The 15018-nt window shown below is 69.0% G+C and carries 17 protein-coding genes; 12 read left to right on the top strand and 5 right to left on the bottom strand.

Annotated elements, in window-relative coordinates:
- From fxsT to ACWFR4_RS08165, 3 genes are all read right to left on the bottom strand, one after another.
- Positions 1–2415 (bottom strand): FxSxx-COOH system tetratricopeptide repeat protein (gene fxsT / locus ACWFR4_RS08175; RefSeq protein ID WP_453651542.1); only part of this gene is annotated, 2415 nt, incomplete at its 3' end.
- Positions 2416–2564: 149 nt separating this feature from the next.
- On the bottom strand, positions 2565–3344 hold the full coding sequence (locus ACWFR4_RS08170; protein WP_453651540.1) for a TRADD-N-associated membrane domain-containing protein: 780 nt from the start codon (positions 3342–3344) through the stop codon (positions 2565–2567).
- 594 nt (positions 3345–3938) lie between these two features.
- Complete coding sequence (locus tag ACWFR4_RS08165) at positions 3939–4292, bottom strand: hypothetical protein (protein WP_453651538.1); 354 nt, start codon at positions 4290–4292, stop codon at positions 3939–3941.
- 63 nt (positions 4293–4355) lie between these two features.
- Here ACWFR4_RS08165 and ACWFR4_RS08160 point away from each other — a divergent pair, with 63 nt between their 5' ends.
- The 3 genes from ACWFR4_RS08160 (at position 4356) to ACWFR4_RS08150 (ending at position 5998) form a co-directional block, all read left to right on the top strand.
- Positions 4356–4694 carry a DUF6233 domain-containing protein gene (locus tag ACWFR4_RS08160; protein WP_453651536.1) on the top strand — a complete coding sequence of 113 codons (339 nt, stop codon included), beginning with the start codon at positions 4356–4358 and terminating at the stop codon, positions 4692–4694.
- Between the two features lie 288 nt (positions 4695–4982).
- Positions 4983–5426 carry a winged helix-turn-helix domain-containing protein gene (locus ACWFR4_RS08155; protein WP_453651534.1) on the top strand — a complete coding sequence of 148 codons (444 nt, stop codon included), beginning with the start codon at positions 4983–4985 and terminating at the stop codon, positions 5424–5426.
- A gap of 11 nt (positions 5427–5437) precedes the next feature.
- The gene (locus ACWFR4_RS08150) at positions 5438–5998 is read left to right on the top strand and encodes an HD domain-containing protein (protein WP_453651532.1); all 561 of its coding nucleotides are present in this window, start codon (positions 5438–5440) and stop codon (positions 5996–5998) included.
- On the opposite strand, the gene ACWFR4_RS08145 is transcribed toward ACWFR4_RS08150, so the two are convergent.
- Together ACWFR4_RS08145 and ACWFR4_RS08140 are read right to left on the bottom strand one after the other, a co-directional pair.
- Positions 5995–6468, bottom strand: coding sequence for an NUDIX hydrolase (locus ACWFR4_RS08145; RefSeq protein WP_453651530.1), 474 nt, complete (start codon positions 6466–6468; stop codon positions 5995–5997). The genes ACWFR4_RS08150 and ACWFR4_RS08145 overlap by 4 nt on opposite strands.
- Positions 6468–7235 (bottom strand): helix-turn-helix domain-containing protein, encoded by a 768-nt coding sequence (locus ACWFR4_RS08140; RefSeq protein ID WP_453651854.1) that lies wholly within the window; start codon positions 7233–7235, stop codon positions 6468–6470. Before ACWFR4_RS08140 ends, ACWFR4_RS08145 begins: the two co-directional genes overlap by 1 nt.
- Positions 7236–7748: 513 nt before the next feature.
- Here ACWFR4_RS08140 and ACWFR4_RS08135 point away from each other — a divergent pair.
- From ACWFR4_RS08135 to ssb, 9 genes are all read left to right on the top strand, one after another.
- The gene (locus ACWFR4_RS08135; RefSeq protein WP_453651528.1) at positions 7749–8006 is read left to right on the top strand and encodes a DUF6284 family protein; all 258 of its coding nucleotides are present in this window, start codon (positions 7749–7751) and stop codon (positions 8004–8006) included.
- Entirely contained in the window at positions 8003–9112 is a 1110-nt protein-coding gene (locus ACWFR4_RS08130) for a hypothetical protein (RefSeq protein ID WP_453651526.1), read from the top strand. Before ACWFR4_RS08135 ends, ACWFR4_RS08130 begins: the two co-directional genes overlap by 4 nt.
- Before the next feature lie 46 nt (positions 9113–9158).
- Complete coding sequence (locus ACWFR4_RS08125) at positions 9159–9467, top strand: RRQRL motif-containing zinc-binding protein (RefSeq protein WP_453651852.1); 309 nt, start codon at positions 9159–9161, stop codon at positions 9465–9467.
- 29 nt (positions 9468–9496) lie between these two features.
- Entirely contained in the window at positions 9497–9808 is a 312-nt protein-coding gene (locus tag ACWFR4_RS08120) for a hypothetical protein (RefSeq protein WP_453651524.1), read from the top strand.
- 83 nt (positions 9809–9891) lie between these two features.
- Positions 9892–11481, top strand: a complete 1590-nt coding sequence (locus ACWFR4_RS08115; RefSeq protein ID WP_453651522.1) for a hypothetical protein — start codon at positions 9892–9894, stop codon at positions 11479–11481.
- Between the two features lies 1 nt (position 11482).
- Positions 11483–13591 (top strand): hypothetical protein, encoded by a 2109-nt coding sequence (locus ACWFR4_RS08110; RefSeq protein ID WP_453651520.1) that lies wholly within the window; start codon positions 11483–11485, stop codon positions 13589–13591.
- Positions 13592–13801: 210 nt separating this feature from the next.
- Complete coding sequence (locus tag ACWFR4_RS08105; protein ID WP_453651519.1) at positions 13802–13984, top strand: hypothetical protein; 183 nt, start codon at positions 13802–13804, stop codon at positions 13982–13984.
- Positions 13985–14008: 24 nt separating this feature from the next.
- Positions 14009–14503, top strand: a complete 495-nt coding sequence (locus ACWFR4_RS08100; RefSeq protein WP_453651517.1) for a hypothetical protein — start codon at positions 14009–14011, stop codon at positions 14501–14503.
- A 17-nt stretch (positions 14504–14520) separates the two neighbouring features.
- A complete protein-coding gene (gene ssb / locus ACWFR4_RS08095) occupies positions 14521–14985 on the top strand; it encodes a single-stranded DNA-binding protein (RefSeq protein WP_453651515.1) in 465 nt (154 codons plus the stop codon).
- The last annotated feature ends 33 nt before the right edge of the window (positions 14986–15018 follow it).

Here is a 15018-nt window from a genome sequence, read left to right as displayed (position 1 = left end):
GGGGTGGTCCTGGCCCAGCACCCGACGCTGCCGGGCCAGGGTTTCCTCACCCAGGGTGCAGGCCTGCTCCGTCTCCCCCAGCTCAGCCAATCGGATCGCCAAGTTGCAGGCGGTGCTCAGGGTGTCGGGGTGGTCCTGGCCCAGCACCCGACGCTGCCGGGCCAGGGTTTCCTCACCCAGGGTGCAGGCCTGCTCCGTCTCCCCCAGCTCAGCCAATCGGAACGCCAAGTCGCTGGCGGTGCTCAGGGTGTCGGGGTGGTCCTGGCCCAGCACCCGACGCTGCCGGGCCAGGGCGTCGTCACCCAGGGTACGGGCCTGCTCCGTCTCCCCCAGCTCAGCCAATCGGAACGACAGGTTGCTGGCGGTGGCCAGGGTGTCGGGGTGGTCCTCGCCCAGCACCCGCCGCTGCCGGGCCAGCGTGTCTACTTCCAGGGTGCGGGCCTGCTCCGTCTCCCCAAGTGCAGCCAGATCCACCGCCAGGTTGCTGGCGCTGATCAGGGTGTCGCGGTGGTCCTCGCCCAGCACCCGCCGACGTCGGGCCAGCGTGTCATCGTCCAGGTCGCGGGCGCGGGCAGGGTTTTGAGTGTCGGTGTACGCGCGGGCCAGGTGGTTGGCCGTCCGCAGGGTGTCGTCATGGTCGTCGCCCAACTCCTGCTGCAAGGCTTCGTGCAGGGCCTGCAGTCGGGGCAGGGCCATGCGGGCAGTGCCCCGTTCCATCAGATACCAGCAGGCGTCCCGTGCCGCGCTCCGACTCTGTGTGGCGAGGTCGGTGGGAGCGAGGTGGAGGAGGTGCGGCAGCAGGGCGGCCCAACGTGGCCAGGTTGCCGGCTCGCGGGGATCGCCCGGGTGGGCGGTGGTCAGCAAGAGCCTGGCATGGCGGACAGCCTGGGCGCGCTCCTCGGCATTGAGCTGGTCAAGCAGGACGGCCTGAGTCAGCCGGTGCACCTGGATGCTGCCACCCGCCACCCGGGCCAGCCCGAACCGATCCACCGCCGCCAACACGCGCCGAAAGACACGCGGGTCAAACAGGGCGCTGTCACCGTCCTGGTTGTCTCGATGGGCATACGGGTCACAGGCGTTCAGGTCGAACGGTTCGGGTGCCAGCAGCGCACAGGCTCGCAACAGGTCCGCGGCGACGGGCTCCTGGTCACTCAGCCGCTGCATGCTCAGCCGCAGTTGTGCGGCTAGCGAGCGGGGGTAGTCGGGCGGGGTGTCGCCGTCGGTGGCGAGGTCGGCGTGGTGTTCCAGCAGGTCCAGGTACTTGTCCGGGGTGTAGGCGGTCAGCGCCTCGGCGGCTTGGACCAGGGCCAGGGGCAGATCATCCAGCGCCTGCGCCAGCCGCCCCGCATCGTCCTGGCCCAGCCCGTAGCTGCGCGAGCGCAACAACGCCACGGATTCCGAGCGAGCCAGTACATCGACATCCACCGGGAGGGCCAGGTGATGCCAGCGCGGGTTGCGCGACGTGATCACCACATGTCCCGAGGCGGCAGGCAGGTGGCTGGACAGAGCGCCCGGATCCTCGGCGTTGTCGAAGACCAGCAGCCAGCGCGAACGGGTCCGCAACTCCTCACCCAGGGCCTGCATCGCCTGCTCTCGTGGGCTCTCAGAGTGGGCACAGCCAGTGGCCACGGCCAGGGCGGCTAGTTGGTCCGGGATGAGTGCGGGGTCTTCCGCAGCCACCCACCACGCAAGCTCGTATTCCCCGCTGAACCGGTGCGCGTACTCAATGGCCAGCTGGGTCTTGCCCACCCCGCCCCGCCCGTCCAGAGCCAACACCGCCACCGCCCGCGTCCCGGCCAGCCCAGTACGCACCCTCACCAGCAGCTCGTCCCGCCCGGTGAACCCCGCATTGCGGGCCGGGATGTTCCACACCCGCGGCAGACTTCCCGGCAGCCGAGGCCCCGTCGCCCCGAACTGCCGCAACCGCCCCGGTCCGCCAGCTCCAGGCGCGGCCGGGAAGACAGGACGCTCGCCGGGCGTCCCCGCCGGCCCGGCCACCGCCCGCAGCAACGCCACCCGCGCCTGCTCTTCACCCAGCCCAAACAGATCTGCGACCACCAGCGGACGCAACAGGCCCGGGATGGCGTCCGCCTCGACCTCCTCGACACGCAGCGGCACCAACACCTCCCGCCGCTTCGACGCATCCCGCGAGGCCAGCCTCGACGTCCACTCTTCGGTCGTGAACCGGGGCACCTCGAAATACGCCCGCGAGAACAAGGCCACCATCCGCCCCCGCTCCACAGCCTGACTCATCCGCAGAACAGCGTTGTCCCCAGCACCCCAGTGCCACCGATCCAGCTCGACCTCATACCCGGCATCCTGCAACTGCCAGGCCACCCACTCCGCCCACGCCCGGTCCGCGCCCGCATACGAAACGAACAACCGCTCACCGCGGCCCATGTCCCCGTCGCTCACCCGCACACCTCCGGCCCCATCGTCGACCGCTCGACACCGCTGCTATCCACCGCCGTTGATGTCGGCCGTGGATGCCAGACACCTTCGGACGTATAAAGTTCGTCAGCAACGCTGGTCGAACGTGATGCCTTCCCCACACGGAGGGCGACCTACAGAGCGCCGTCTGGTGGGGGAACTGGCAGCCTCTCCCTACGCTCTCCCGCGGCCAAATGCTCTTTCTGTTCCGGAACCGCACCGTTGAGCTTGGGTGGTGACGAGGAAGTAGCGGACTTCAGCACGCCATCCAACTCGGGCAGCTTCGCGGAAGAAAACTTGAGGATCAGTGCAGCCTGAAGATGCGCCTTTAGGCCACCGTCTGCGACCTCCCCAAGGAGTCGGATTGCCTCGCCTGCGTCTCGTTCCACTTTCATGTCCTGGCGTAGCGACTGGGTCTGCGACTCCATGTGCTTGAGCGCCAAGTCGGCACGCCGGTGAAAGAGGCTGCCGATGGCGGCAGTTAGCAGGCCCGCCACGCTCGCAACCACTGAGGCGTATTGCTCGCCAGAAGTGTTCGCGTTGAAAATTGCCAGACCCACACCGGCGATGAGGACCAGGCCACCGAGCACAGAGCACGACAGGCTCACGCTGAAGCTCCGACGGGCCTGTGTCAAGCCGTAGGCGTAGTACTCGATGAGCAGCGTGGCAAACTTCTGATCGGCGCTGGGGATCTCCCCAGCCGCGCCTTGCCCGTTCTCATCCGGCTGTCCGCGGACAGCCGAGTCGGTAGGGGGGCGCTCACCCAATACCTCTGTCCGTAGGCGATCTCGCTCTGCAGTGACAGCTCGGTTGAAGAACTTGTCATGGAGCCGGCTGTACACCTCCGTTACGGCTCCACCAGCTCCGGCTGCGACGATGGCGGCGGCGATACTCGCGAGTGCTTCTGGCTCCACGGCGCAACCTTGGCAGGTGGATCATTAACACTGAGCAATAGTTACGGAATCGCAACTGTCAGTATCTGACTGGTTGCATGTCACCACTCGTACATGAGGCGCGACGAGAATGTCGATGCTCCGAGAGGCTGCTCACGCGGTCGGCGGAGCGGCTCTGGGCGGGGGCTGCCATGAGGCGAGTGATCATGGCCCATTAAGCTTCCGGCGAGTTGGGCAGTCTGTGGATCTGCCCGGTAAAGCACGACGTTGGGGCCATGATCTTCGAGGCTCGCGCCAAAGTGGCTGGCCAAAATCGCGAAGCCGACCGCCCCAGCCGCAGAGGGATTCCCCGCCGATCGACCTGCAAGGCTGGGTAGCGGCAAGCCCCCGATCCGCAGGGGCAGCCTGCTCACGCCTTTCCGTCCGGCCACGCCCTCAGTTCGACCCACGTGTCGTTCGCCGCCTGCTCGCTCAGTTCGATGCGGGCGCCCGGCATGCTGCCATAGCTGCCGATCCATGACAGGAATTTCCTCAGCGGTCGCGAGGGCTACCCACCGACCATCCATGACCGTGCCGTCACCGGTCGTCGTGAGGGTGAGGCGGTAGCGCTTCGGCTCATCCACGGGCGCACTCGGCTTCGGCGAGTGGGGCGGTGAGAAGTGCAGCGTCGACGCCGGCCTGTCGTACCGCGTCGCGCAGGGTGTCCAGCGTCTCGGACTCGGGTGCACTCGTCCCGATCGCCTTGGTGCTGGCGATCATGTGGGGCGTGCATGTGTCGATCCAGCGCGGCCCCGCGTCGGGGACGTCGACGACGCGGGTAGCCGTCGCGGGCCGGTCGCAGGCGACGCATGGCCTCGGAGTACGGCCGACACGGGCCAAGGCTTCCGATCCCCTGGGCTTCGGGCCGGGGGCTTCTGGGAGCTGGAGCGGGTCCACCTTCAGGATCCGCAACACGTCTGCGACCTGCACGGTTCCTCCGTCCCGTTCGCCCCCTCAACGCCTTGTTCGGCATGTAGCCATAGTATCGAACACGTGAACGACTCCACGTCTCCGACACGCCTCGACCTGCTGCGCTTCCTGGAGCGAGTGCAGGTCGGAGACCTGGACCGCACACGCCGATGGATCGCCGCCGAGGAACGCCGCGAGGCGGAACGGCAGCGCGGCGTGCAGGCCGGGCCGCCCGCGCCGGACTGGCTGATCGAGATGGGCCTAGGCGGCCGTGACCCGGTGTACGTCCACGTCGGCGGCTGTCACATGGCAGGCAAGCGCAGCCGCGGCGTCGACCGCGACCAGGCATTGCGGGCCGTGACCGAGGGCGTCGATGCCTGCCCCCACTGCCGGCCCGACACCGAACTCGGCGTACTCGACTGACAACGTCTTCTTCGCGGCGACTTGTTGGCCACCGCGGCCTTCTTCTTCGGCAGCTCGTGCGCGGTTGGGTGTTTGGCGCTCTCGCCGCGGGACGCTGTCGCCTTCTGCACTCGTGGAGTGAGTGCCAGCAGCGAACAGGGCGCGTAACTCTGGGAGGTGGCGAAGAAGTGGAAGATGCGTCCCGCGGGGATTAGGTGAGGAGGCTCTGCGCTTGACCTATTGGCCCGGCGCTCCAAAGGCGCCGTGGGACCCTTGGCAGTGAGCTAGTGCGACGTGAGAGGAGCTGAAGTGTCGGAGGCCAGTCCGCGCGGAACTTACCTGGTCATCTCGGAGGCGGTGCGGAAGGCCATCACCGAGGGCGAGATCGTTGACGCTCTGCCGTCGGAAGCCGACCTCATGCGTTCCCACGGTGTTTCCCGGAACACGATCCGTCGGGCCCTCAAGGTTCTCGAAGCGGAGGGCGTGCTGGAGTCGGCGCCTGGGATCGGCTGGCGTGTCGCCCGGGGCGACCGGCGGACCCTGGTCGAACGAATGACAGACGTGATTGCGGAGGACGCTTTGGCCATTGGCGAGGCGTTCCCGTCGGAGGCGAAGCTCTGTGAGCGCTTCGGGTTCTCCCGCACTGCCGTACGTCGTGCTCTTGCTCAAATGGAGGGAAGCGGCTTGCTCGACACCGTCCACGGCAAGGGGCGCACGGTTCGCACCCTCCCGCCCTCCGGCGTCCGGCCGTAGGCTTGGTCGCCATGGGACTCACCGAGTGGGCGTACTCGCTCTCCGAATCGCTGCTGTCCGAACCGCTGCCGCGCCGATGGGCGCACTCGCTCGGAGTGGCCAAGCGCGCTCGCTCCTTGAGTCCGATCCTTGGTGGCGACGCAGAGCTGTTGGAGGCGGCTGCGGTGCTGCACGATATCGGGTACTCGCCGGCCATTGCTTCAACTGGCTTCCATCCGCTGGACGGCGCACGCTTCCTCCGAGAGCGGGAGAGTGCAGACGAACGGGTCGTTTGCCTGGTGGCTCACCACTCATGCGCGCTGTTGGAAGCAGAGGAGCGCGGACTGAGGAGGGACCTAGAGGCCGAGTTCGAGCTGGAGCGCTCCGAGCTGGTTGATGCCCTGCTCTACTGCGACATGACGACGACACCGGACGGGACGCCGACCACGCCGACCGATCGGCTGGACGAGATCGTGCAGCGATACGGACCGGACACGATCGTGGGCCGGTTCATCCAACGCGCAGCGCCTGAGATCCACGCAGCGTCGACTCGTGTCGAGGATCGGCTGGCGAAGGTCGAGGCCGGCGGCTAGCCGAGGTAGGGCTCACGCCGCGAGACGTCCAGACCGTGCCGAATACGCAGCATCATCGAAGGATGGATGTCCAGCCCGTCAAGGTCCGTTGGGGCGACCCAGCGGACCTCTTTCGACTCACTGCTCGTGCGTAGGGAGCCCCCGACCGGGTGCGCCCGGAAGCAGACGGAGAACTGTTGCCGGACCTCTCCGTCGTCGTATGCCAGCACGTGTTCAGGGTCGGTGTAGAGGCCGACGATGTCCTCCACCTCTACGTCCATACCTGTCTCTTCCCGTACTTCACGGACGGCGGTCTCCGCGATTCGCTCGCCAATGTCGTGGCCCCCGCCTGGCAAAGCCCACAGATCGTTGTCCGTCTTGTGGATGAGCAGCAACCGCCCCGCGTCGTCTCGGACGACGACGGTCACGGAGGGGACGACGGAGTTGGCCTTAGGGGCCTTCGGGTTGCGAAAGTAGTCGATCCGGCTCATCAGCGCGTGCCTTCCCAATCGGCGGGCGAAGAGATCGGGCGGGCAGATTCCCAGACCTTCTCCACGCTCTCAGCGTAGGCGTCGAAGAGTTCGCCCCCAGGCACCCGGCGTAGATGCAGGACGGGCGCCATGTAGGCGCCGACGCCGTAGAGATGTCCGTTCGCCAGCATCTCGTCATCGGCTTGATAGATGGAGTTGTAGAGGGTCGTGCCGTGCAGTCGGAACTCCACGCCGGGGAGGCCGAAGAGGGGGCCGTAGTTGACCAGGGCGTTCCGGATCTTGCCCGCCATCGTGGCACCGATGCCTTCATCTTCGCCGCGTACGGCGACGGCGTGGGACGTCGGATCTCCCAGCATGAAGCGGATGGGCACGCCGTCGGCTGACTTCTCCTTCACGATGCGGTGGAACGTCGCGTCCTCCGTGAGCCAGAACCCGGAGTAGACCAAGAGGTCAAACTGACGGGTCGTCTTGGAGTAGAGGCCCGTCCAGAGGGTTTGCATCACGACGGACCGATGCGGATAGAGCCTGACCAACTCCGCGTTACCGGCAGCTGTGACCTCGGCTGATGTGCGTTCGTCGGGCCACAGGTAGGAGACCTCGCACCTCAACAGCGATGCAGCTGCGTGCTGGAAGCGGCGGTATGGCTTGCGCTCGGGCTCGTTGATCCACCGTTCGACGGTCTTGGGTGCGACCCCGAGGCGTTCCCCGACCTCATCGAGCGTGAGGCCCAAGTCCACTATCGCGCCGCGCAGTCGCTCGTTAGCCACGTCCAACCTCCGCTTAGCTGGGACGACTTGGTACGACTTCACGCTAGCCAAGAACGACCCGAGTCGTACAGCTGCGGAGTCGAGTGTCGGCGTCACTGGCGCCAATCTTTAGGTACATCGAGCACGAGGGGCTCGCGGGACCAAAAAGCTGAAGGGCTTGACGGGGCGAACTCCTCTCTGCAAGATGAGGAACACGTAATACATGTACCACATGAGGCGCCCGGAGAGATCCCGCGTGAGTGGGCTCCCTCGAAGGAAGCGTTCGTTGCTTGAGAACTGAACAGGGTTACGAGGTTGCCGCCTCCTACGTAAAGGCGGCCAGCGTGGCTCAGGTCCGCGCGTTTCTCAACGTCGCCGCCGCATGTCTGCGGCGACCGGTTGCCTCCGCCGCTCGTCTCGTACGAGCGGCGCTGAGGGGAGCCGGATTCACCGACTTCAACGGCGTGCGGCCCCGGTGTTCGAGCACCGGGGCCGCTGTTTGGGCCGTCGCCTACTGCTAGGGAGACATGACCCATGAAGCTCATCGTTGCTGTTCAGGAGCTCGTTACCGATGGCCTGCCCGATGTGGAACCGTCCTGGCGGGACCTTCACGCCATCGAGCTGGAAAGTCCGCTGATCAACGCGGAGATGGACTTGCTGGACGTCCAGATCAGCCTGTTGGACCGGCCGGCGTCGGAGCTGGGCCGGCGTCGTCTGCGTCGGGCCGCGAACAAGGTGCTGGCCGCCCGCCGCACGGTCACCAACCGTCTCGGGACGGGGGAAGCCGCATGACCGGCACTGCCGTGGCGATGTCGCCGCGCAAGCTGACCCATGGTCAGGCGTCCGTGCTGACTACGGCGTTCGCGCCGATGGTGGCCACCGGCGGGTTCGGTGCGTTCGGCACGTTCTCCAACGTCAGCCACATGTTCGGGAAGGGCACGGCGGCCGGTGCGGTCGCGGCCGGTGAGGGTGCCACTGCGGTGCTCGCGCTGGTTCTGCTCGGTCTGACGATGCTGGGCCAGGCGTCCCCGTGGCCGGTGCGCGCCGGTCTGTGGGCGCTGCCGGCGGCCGCATCGGCGATGTCTGCGATGGCGGCCCCGGACCCGGGGCGGATGGTCATCTTCGCGCTGACACCGATGGGCATGTCGGTGTCAGCCGAGGGCGCCGCGTTCCTGGCCCGCCGCATCGTCGTGCACCGCGATGGCCGCGATCCTGAAGCCGAACGCAAGTCGGCTCAGCTTGTTCAGGCCCTCGCCTATCACCGGGCCCGTGCCGCCAACCACCCGGATGCCAAGGTACAGGCGGAGTCGGAGCGCGAGTCGTGGAAGCTCGCGGAGAAGGTCGGCGTCGGTGACGTCACGCTCGGGGCCCGGCTGGTGGACGTGCAGCGCGAGCGCGTGACCGAGGGCGCGGATGCCGCGCTGGCCGCCATGTTCGGCACGCCCGTGATGCCGACCGTCACGCCCCTCGAATCCGCCCCCGCGACTGCACCGGCCCTGCCCCCCTCGGAAACCGCCCGGGACGGAGAAGGCACGCAGGTCAATGCCCTGCCTGCCGACGCGCCGGGTGAGTGTGACGACGGATGTGACGCTGCTGTGACGCCGGACGCCGAACCGTCCACCGAGGACGAGGAGGAGCCGCGGGATGAGGGGGTCCATCTCCCGGCCGTGACGCTCGCGGACGTGGCGTTGGTCGCGGGTGTGACGGTCCCCGAGCCGGGGGCCACGCTCTCGGATGCGCAGCTGGTCGTGGTGCTGCGGTTCCTGCGTCACTCGCAGAACCCTCCGCTGTCGTATCGGCAGGCCGCGACGGAGTTCCGCGGGCAGGGCTTCAAGGGCGCTGAGGACCGGGTGCGTGAGGCGTGGACCACGCTCATGGCCGCCGAGAGCACGTCGTGACCCTGCCAAGTGGAGTTCACTCGGGTTCCTTGGAGTCCGTTGGCGCCTGGCCCCGGACGGCTACGCCACCTACCGGCAACTGCGCGCCCTCGGGCTGCGTCCCGGTGGTCAGGACGTCGCCGTGCAGATTGAGCGGCCCCGCCGTAAGCGGGGCCCGCTGGTCGCCTACCTCTACCGCATCGAGGCTGCGAAGCCTGTGCGTCCGATGACGCCGGCGAAGTGGGCGGCCCTGGCCAAGGCCAACGCCGCCCGCTGTATCTGCCCCGAGTGCCGGCGCGACGCCGGATACGTCATCCCCACCTCGCTCGGCATGTGCGGCCTGTGCGCCGCCCCCGAGGAACAGCGCGCCGCCTGAAATCCCCTTCTCACCTGGGAGTTTCCGTCATGACCAAGCAACAGCGCCGCCGGATCGTGTCACCGCTCGAAATCGGCGTGGCGCTCGCCGTCGGCGCGGCCATCAGCATCCGCCTCGCCTCCTACGGCGTGCCGTTCTTCCTGCTCACCGCGTGCGCGCTGGGCACGGCCTGCTCTGTCCTGTCCGCGCTGCTGAACATCGAGCAGGCATGGACGGCCACCACGCACCGCTGCACGGCCCCCGGCTGCGACTTCCGGGTGCGGATCCAGCACGCGGACGCCATGGAGAGCCGCCGCTGGCAGGAGATCGCCGCAGCTCACCCCCGTCACGACGCTGCCTGAACCACTCGCAGCGCAGGGCCCGAACGCCTCCCTTCGACCGGCGCGTTCGGGCCCTGCTCTCTTCCTAAAGGAGTGCTCACAGCATGACCGACACCACGACCGAAGCGGTAGTGGCCCCGGCCGCTCCCGACACCCCTCCCCACCCCACACCGACACCCGGGACACCCGCTACGAGCGCGGACATCGAGCACACGCCGGGCGGCTGGCCCATCGTCCCGCTCGCTTTCACCGGGGCGAACACGACCGTGAGCATGGTCGCCGCCACCGGCATCGCGGGCGGCCCGATCGCCGCCGCGGTGGCTGCGACCGGCGCCGCTGTGCTGGGCACGGTCGCCTCCTACCGCAACCGCAACCCCCGCCCCAGGCAGGCCGCACGCCGCGACGCGGCCCGCACCGCCGGACGCAACCGGTCCGCCGGCCTCAATGCCGCTGGCCGTTCGTCCAGTTCAGCGGGCCGCCGCGCTGCTGGTGGCGCCGGTCGTGTGCCGGGCCAGAAGCACGGCGCCGCCGGGCTCGGACGGGGCGGAGCGAGTAAGCACCGTGCTCCGGTCTCCCTGAACAAGGCCGCCGGCCTCAAGAGCGGCCGTGGCGCGGGCGGTGGCGCGCTGGGGAAGGCGTCGCAGGTCAAGGCGCTGCGTTCGGCGCAGAAGTCAGCGGGAGCGTCGCGGGGCGAGAGGCGGGAGCAGACCACGGCGGCCCGCCGCGCGGTCGCCGACGCCCGCCGCAACGCCAAGACCGCCCCGAAGCCCAACAACCGGCCCACCAGCGGCAACAAGCGTGCCGGACTGGGCAAGACCCGCGGGCGGTCGGATGGTCTGGCCGGCCGCATGCTCGGTGGGGCAGGCCGCAAGGCGCATGCCCTGCGGAACGCGGCCATCGCCAAGCAGCGAGCCCGCCGCGACGCCAAGACCGCCCGCACCGTGGCGGGGCAGCGCTCCAACGTACGCAAGGCCCCGGCCCGCCAGGCAGCCAGGAAGGCCCTGCCCCGCTCCGCCGCCCGCTTCCACGGCCGCCGCATCCTCGCGGCGCTACTGGCCCTGCCCATCGGGCTGTTGGGGATGTTGACGAGCCCACTCGGCCGGAAGTTGGGCCTGGCCTGGCTCGTGCACCCCGGACGGCGCCTGTACCGACGCATAACCGCCGCCGCTCGTGACCAGCGAAACGAGCGCGACGACGCGATCCGCGAGGAGCAGGCCACCGCCGAGGCCGCAGCCGACGAGGAGGCCAACCAGGACGTCACCGAGGGACTCGGGGAACGGGTGGAACGCCCGGCCGAGCGGGTCCCGGAGAACACCAGCACCACCACGTCGAGCAGTGAAGGAGAGCACGTGTCTGGTTTCCGGTTCGAAGAGCACGCGGCCGAGATGGAGCAGGCCGCCCAGTCCTACGACCCCGAGGACGCCATGGAGATCCTGACCATGGTCGAAAGCCTCCCCGCCGCGCTGACCAGCGTCGCGAACGTCATGAAGACGCTCGCGGAGCGCGCGGACAGTGAGTTCCCGCTGGAGAAGGAAGTCGCGGACGGCTTCAACGACATCTTCGGCGCCCTGATGAGCGCTGTCGCGGTCGCCGAGGACATGGGCCCGCTGTTCCGCCAGGCCCACGAGCACGACATCGCCCGCCACGAGGACCCCCGCAACGGCCCCGAAGCCGAGAAAGGCTGGAACGTCTGACATGACCAGTGCCGCTACTGCCAAGAAGAAGCAGGCGAGCAGTGGCCCGGTGCTGGACTGGAGCGCCGGTCACGGACCCGTGACCGGCGCCCTGTCCGCCACCACCGGAGCCCTCGCCGTCGCCACCACCGGCGCCGCCACCGGCATGCCGCCCGCCTGGGCCCTCGCCGTCGGCACGGCCGGCGCCATCGGCCACACCGTCGCCGGACTCAAAGTCCGCAACGCGGGCCGCACCCTCGCCTTCAAAGCATCATCCTGGCTGGTCGGCGCCGGATGGACCACCTGGGCCATGGCCTCGGGCCCGCTCTCGTGGGCCGCGCTCGGCTCCCTGGCCACCATCGGGGTGGGCATCGGCGCCGGCGCCCGCTCCGTCGCCCTGTACGAAGAGGCCCGCGAGGACGAGGCCCTCGCCGCAGCACAGCGACAGGTCGCCCTGGAACTGACCGCGGAGCGGCGCGCGATCGCCGCAGCGTGGGCGGAGCGGATCCAGCGGATCTGCAACGTCACCGTGCACGTGCGGGCGGTCGAGCTGTGGGAGTCCGGCAACGGCTACTCCCTCGACCTGGAACCGCAGGGCGGCGTCACCTACGACCGCATCGCCCAGCACGGCCCGCAGTTGTCCGCGGACGCGAAGCTGCCGCACGGCTGCACCGCCGCGCTCGGACCCGGCGTGCACCAGGGCCGCGCCATCCTGGACGTGACCACCAACAACGTGCTGGCGGAGGCACGGGCCTACCCCGACGACTACGGGCCGCTGTCCGTGCTCACCGGCATCCCGTGGGGCTTTCGCACCAACGGCGATGACGTGCTCGCGTACCTGCGTGAACAGTGCGCGCTCGTGGTCGGCCCGACCGGCTCGGGCAAGACGAACATGCTGCACACGATCCTGGCCGGGTTCTCCCGCGCGGAAGACGTGCTGACCTGGGTCATCGACCTCAACGCCGGATCCGCGGGCCTGCCGTGGGTGCTGCCCGCGCTGAACGGGGAGCTGACGCAGGACAGCGGCAAGCCGGTGCGGCCCGGCATCGACTGGCTCGCTGGCACCTACGAGGAAGCCCTCATGCTGCTCGATGCCGCGATTGCAGTCGGGCTGCACCGCAAGCGCGCCTACCAAGAGCTGATGGCCAAGGACGACACCGACCTGTTGCCGGTCAGCGCGAAGATCCCTCAGATCATGCTCGTCATCGACGAGGGCGCGGAGATCCTGGTCAGCACCGAACGGCGCATGAAGGAACTCGCCAAGCGGATCTACGAGTTCATCCGCATGCAGCGCGCCATGGGCGGCCGGACCGTCATCACCGCGCTCGGGGCCACCGGCAGCGTGCTGGGCAACCTGCTCATCCGCCGCGAGGCCAAGGTCCGCGTCGCCCTGACCGGCGGTGAGACCGAGGGCATGGACCTGAGCAAGATGTTCCCCGGCCGTCGCGGTCTGCGCGTGGACCAGGCCCCGTTCAAGGGCGCCGGATTCATGGGCACCCCCGAATCGCCGGGGGCGCTGTTCAAGGCGTGGCGGATCAAGCCCAGCCAGATCCGCGAGATCACCGTCGCCACGTCCGACCGGCACCCGCTCCTCGACACCGTGTCCGTCAAGGCAGCCGACGCCTCCTACGCCCGCCGCTGGGACGCGGAGCGCACAGCGTGGATGCGCGACCTCGGGCCCGAGACCAACACCGAGCCGTCGGCTACCGGTTCGGGTGGTGGGCTGAATCTGTCCGCGCACCGTGCGGAGCGGGCCGCCCAGCCCGCGCAGGACGACGAGCTGCTGCGCAAATTCCGCGAGGAGATCGACGCGCAGTTCGGCACCGCACCCGACCCGTCCGAGCCCGCGCCCGCGTCGGGGCTGAACCTGTCCGCGCTGCGGGGCGAGTCCGAGCAGGACAGCCCCGCTCAGCGGGCCGCGCTCGCGGCCCTGCTCGCTGCGGACTCCGAGGGCACGGGAGCCTCTGCCATCGCCCGCGCCCTCGCAGACGAGTACGGAACGACCCGGCAGACGGTCGCTGGCTGGCTCAAGGCGTGGGCCGACGACGGCACTGCGATCCGGGTCGGGGAGGGCACCAAGGCCCGCTACGTCCACCGCGACCACGCTCCCAACCCGCCCGCCCACGAGTAGCACTTGTCGCCTGTCGCCCACCCCGCACGGAGTCCCCTTGCTGGGCTGTCGTGGGGTCGGAAACGGCCTGTGACCTGGGAGGCGACAAGCGACAAGACAAGCAAGACGACAAGACAAGCGACAAGCAAGACGACAAGCAACACGACAAGCCAACGGCGGGCAGCACCCCACTCTGGGTGCTGGCCGCCGGCCGTTCCCGGGAGGCCACACGTGATCGTCCCCCTGTCCGCCGTCGTCCTCTTCGGAGTCCTGACCGCCGTTCTTCTCCGCTCCCGCTACGTCGGGCCGCTCGCGGCGATCGCGGTGTTCCTGTTTGGGTGCTTCGTTGCCGACACCGGAGCCTCCGGCGCCGTCCTGCGCGCCCTGATAGACGCGGCCCACAACATCTCCTGACCCACCGCACGGAGGTCCCAACTCATGACCGAGTACGAGCAGTCGATTGCGTGGGCGCCGCGGATGAGCGACACCGCCGCCAACGCCGAAGCCCGCCGGATGATCGACGACGCCTACCGGCCGGTGCGGCAGATGCCCACCCATTTCCAAGACCCGACGCCTGCGCCGTCCTTCGGGGACGCCGAACCGGTCCGCCAGGACGACCGGCGGATCGTGCCCGCCTGGGCCGCGGGGATCGCGGTCGCGTCCATCGGCATCGGCGCCGGTGTGACCGGCATCGGCTGCGGTGCCTGGCTCGTCCTGAAAGGGCTGTCCTCCATGACCATCACCGGCGTCCTCGCCCTGTGCGCCCCGTTCATCGGCCTCGCCGTCGCCGCGCTCGCCGTCGGCGCCGCCGTCTCCAGGGCCAAGGCAGGCAGCTCCAAGCACGTCTATCAGGGCACTGTCATCCGCCGCACCGAGATCAACACCCACACCCGCGGGACGTTCTCCCGCACCCGCAACACCTTCAACGCCTGACCGAGAGAGGACATCGCATGTCGTTCGGAGAGACCCCGATCACCGTCATCGGCAACCTGACCGCCGACCCGGAACTGAAGTTCACCGAGGGCGGCGCCGCCCTCGCCAAGTTCACCATCGCCGCCACCCCGCGCACCTACGACAAGGACTCGGGCCAGTGGAAGGACGGCACCGCGACGTTCTTCCGCTGCGCCGCGTGGCGACAGCTCGCCGAGCACGCCGCGGATTCGCTGACCAAGGGATCCCGCGTCGTCGCCCATGGGCGGATCCGGCAGCACGACTGGAAGACCGATCAGGGCGAGAACCGCTCGATGCTCGTCATGGAGGTCGACGAGATCGGCGCGTCCCTGCGCTTCACCACCGTCAGCATCAACGCCAAGCGCCCCGCACAGTCCGCCCCCTCGGCCGGTGACGACGCGTGGGCCACCCCCGGCAGCGCCGCATCTACCAGCAAGCCGGAGAGCGACGAACCTCCCTTCTAGCTGCACCAAGGGCGGCCCCCGCATCTCGCCAAA

Source organism: Streptomyces sp. NPDC055140, assembly GCF_053607285.1.
Note: the sequence above shows the minus strand (reverse complement) of the source record. Positions and strands in the feature narration are given on the sequence as shown.

What these genes read in the sequence shown, in the direction of transcription:
- ACWFR4_RS08150 (WP_453651532.1), top strand. Translation starts at nt 5,438, where the DNA reads ATGGGACTCACCGAGTGGGCGTACTCGCTCTCCGAATCGCTGCTGTCC.
- ACWFR4_RS08135 (WP_453651528.1), top strand. Translation starts at nt 7,749, where the DNA reads ATGAAGCTCATCGTTGCTGTTCAGGAGCTCGTTACCGATGGCCTGCCC.
- ssb (WP_453651515.1), top strand. Translation starts at nt 14,521, where the DNA reads ATGTCGTTCGGAGAGACCCCGATCACCGTCATCGGCAACCTGACCGCC.
- ACWFR4_RS08120 (WP_453651524.1), top strand. Translation starts at nt 9,497, where the DNA reads ATGACCAAGCAACAGCGCCGCCGGATCGTGTCACCGCTCGAAATCGGC.
- ACWFR4_RS08145 (WP_453651530.1), bottom strand. Translation starts at nt 6,468, where the DNA reads ATGAGCCGGATCGACTACTTTCGCAACCCGAAGGCCCCTAAGGCCAAC.
- ACWFR4_RS08110 (WP_453651520.1), top strand. Translation starts at nt 11,483, where the DNA reads ATGACCAGTGCCGCTACTGCCAAGAAGAAGCAGGCGAGCAGTGGCCCG.
- ACWFR4_RS08130 (WP_453651526.1), top strand. Translation starts at nt 8,003, where the DNA reads ATGACCGGCACTGCCGTGGCGATGTCGCCGCGCAAGCTGACCCATGGT.
- ACWFR4_RS08115 (WP_453651522.1), top strand. Translation starts at nt 9,892, where the DNA reads ATGACCGACACCACGACCGAAGCGGTAGTGGCCCCGGCCGCTCCCGAC.
- ACWFR4_RS08100 (WP_453651517.1), top strand. Translation starts at nt 14,009, where the DNA reads ATGACCGAGTACGAGCAGTCGATTGCGTGGGCGCCGCGGATGAGCGAC.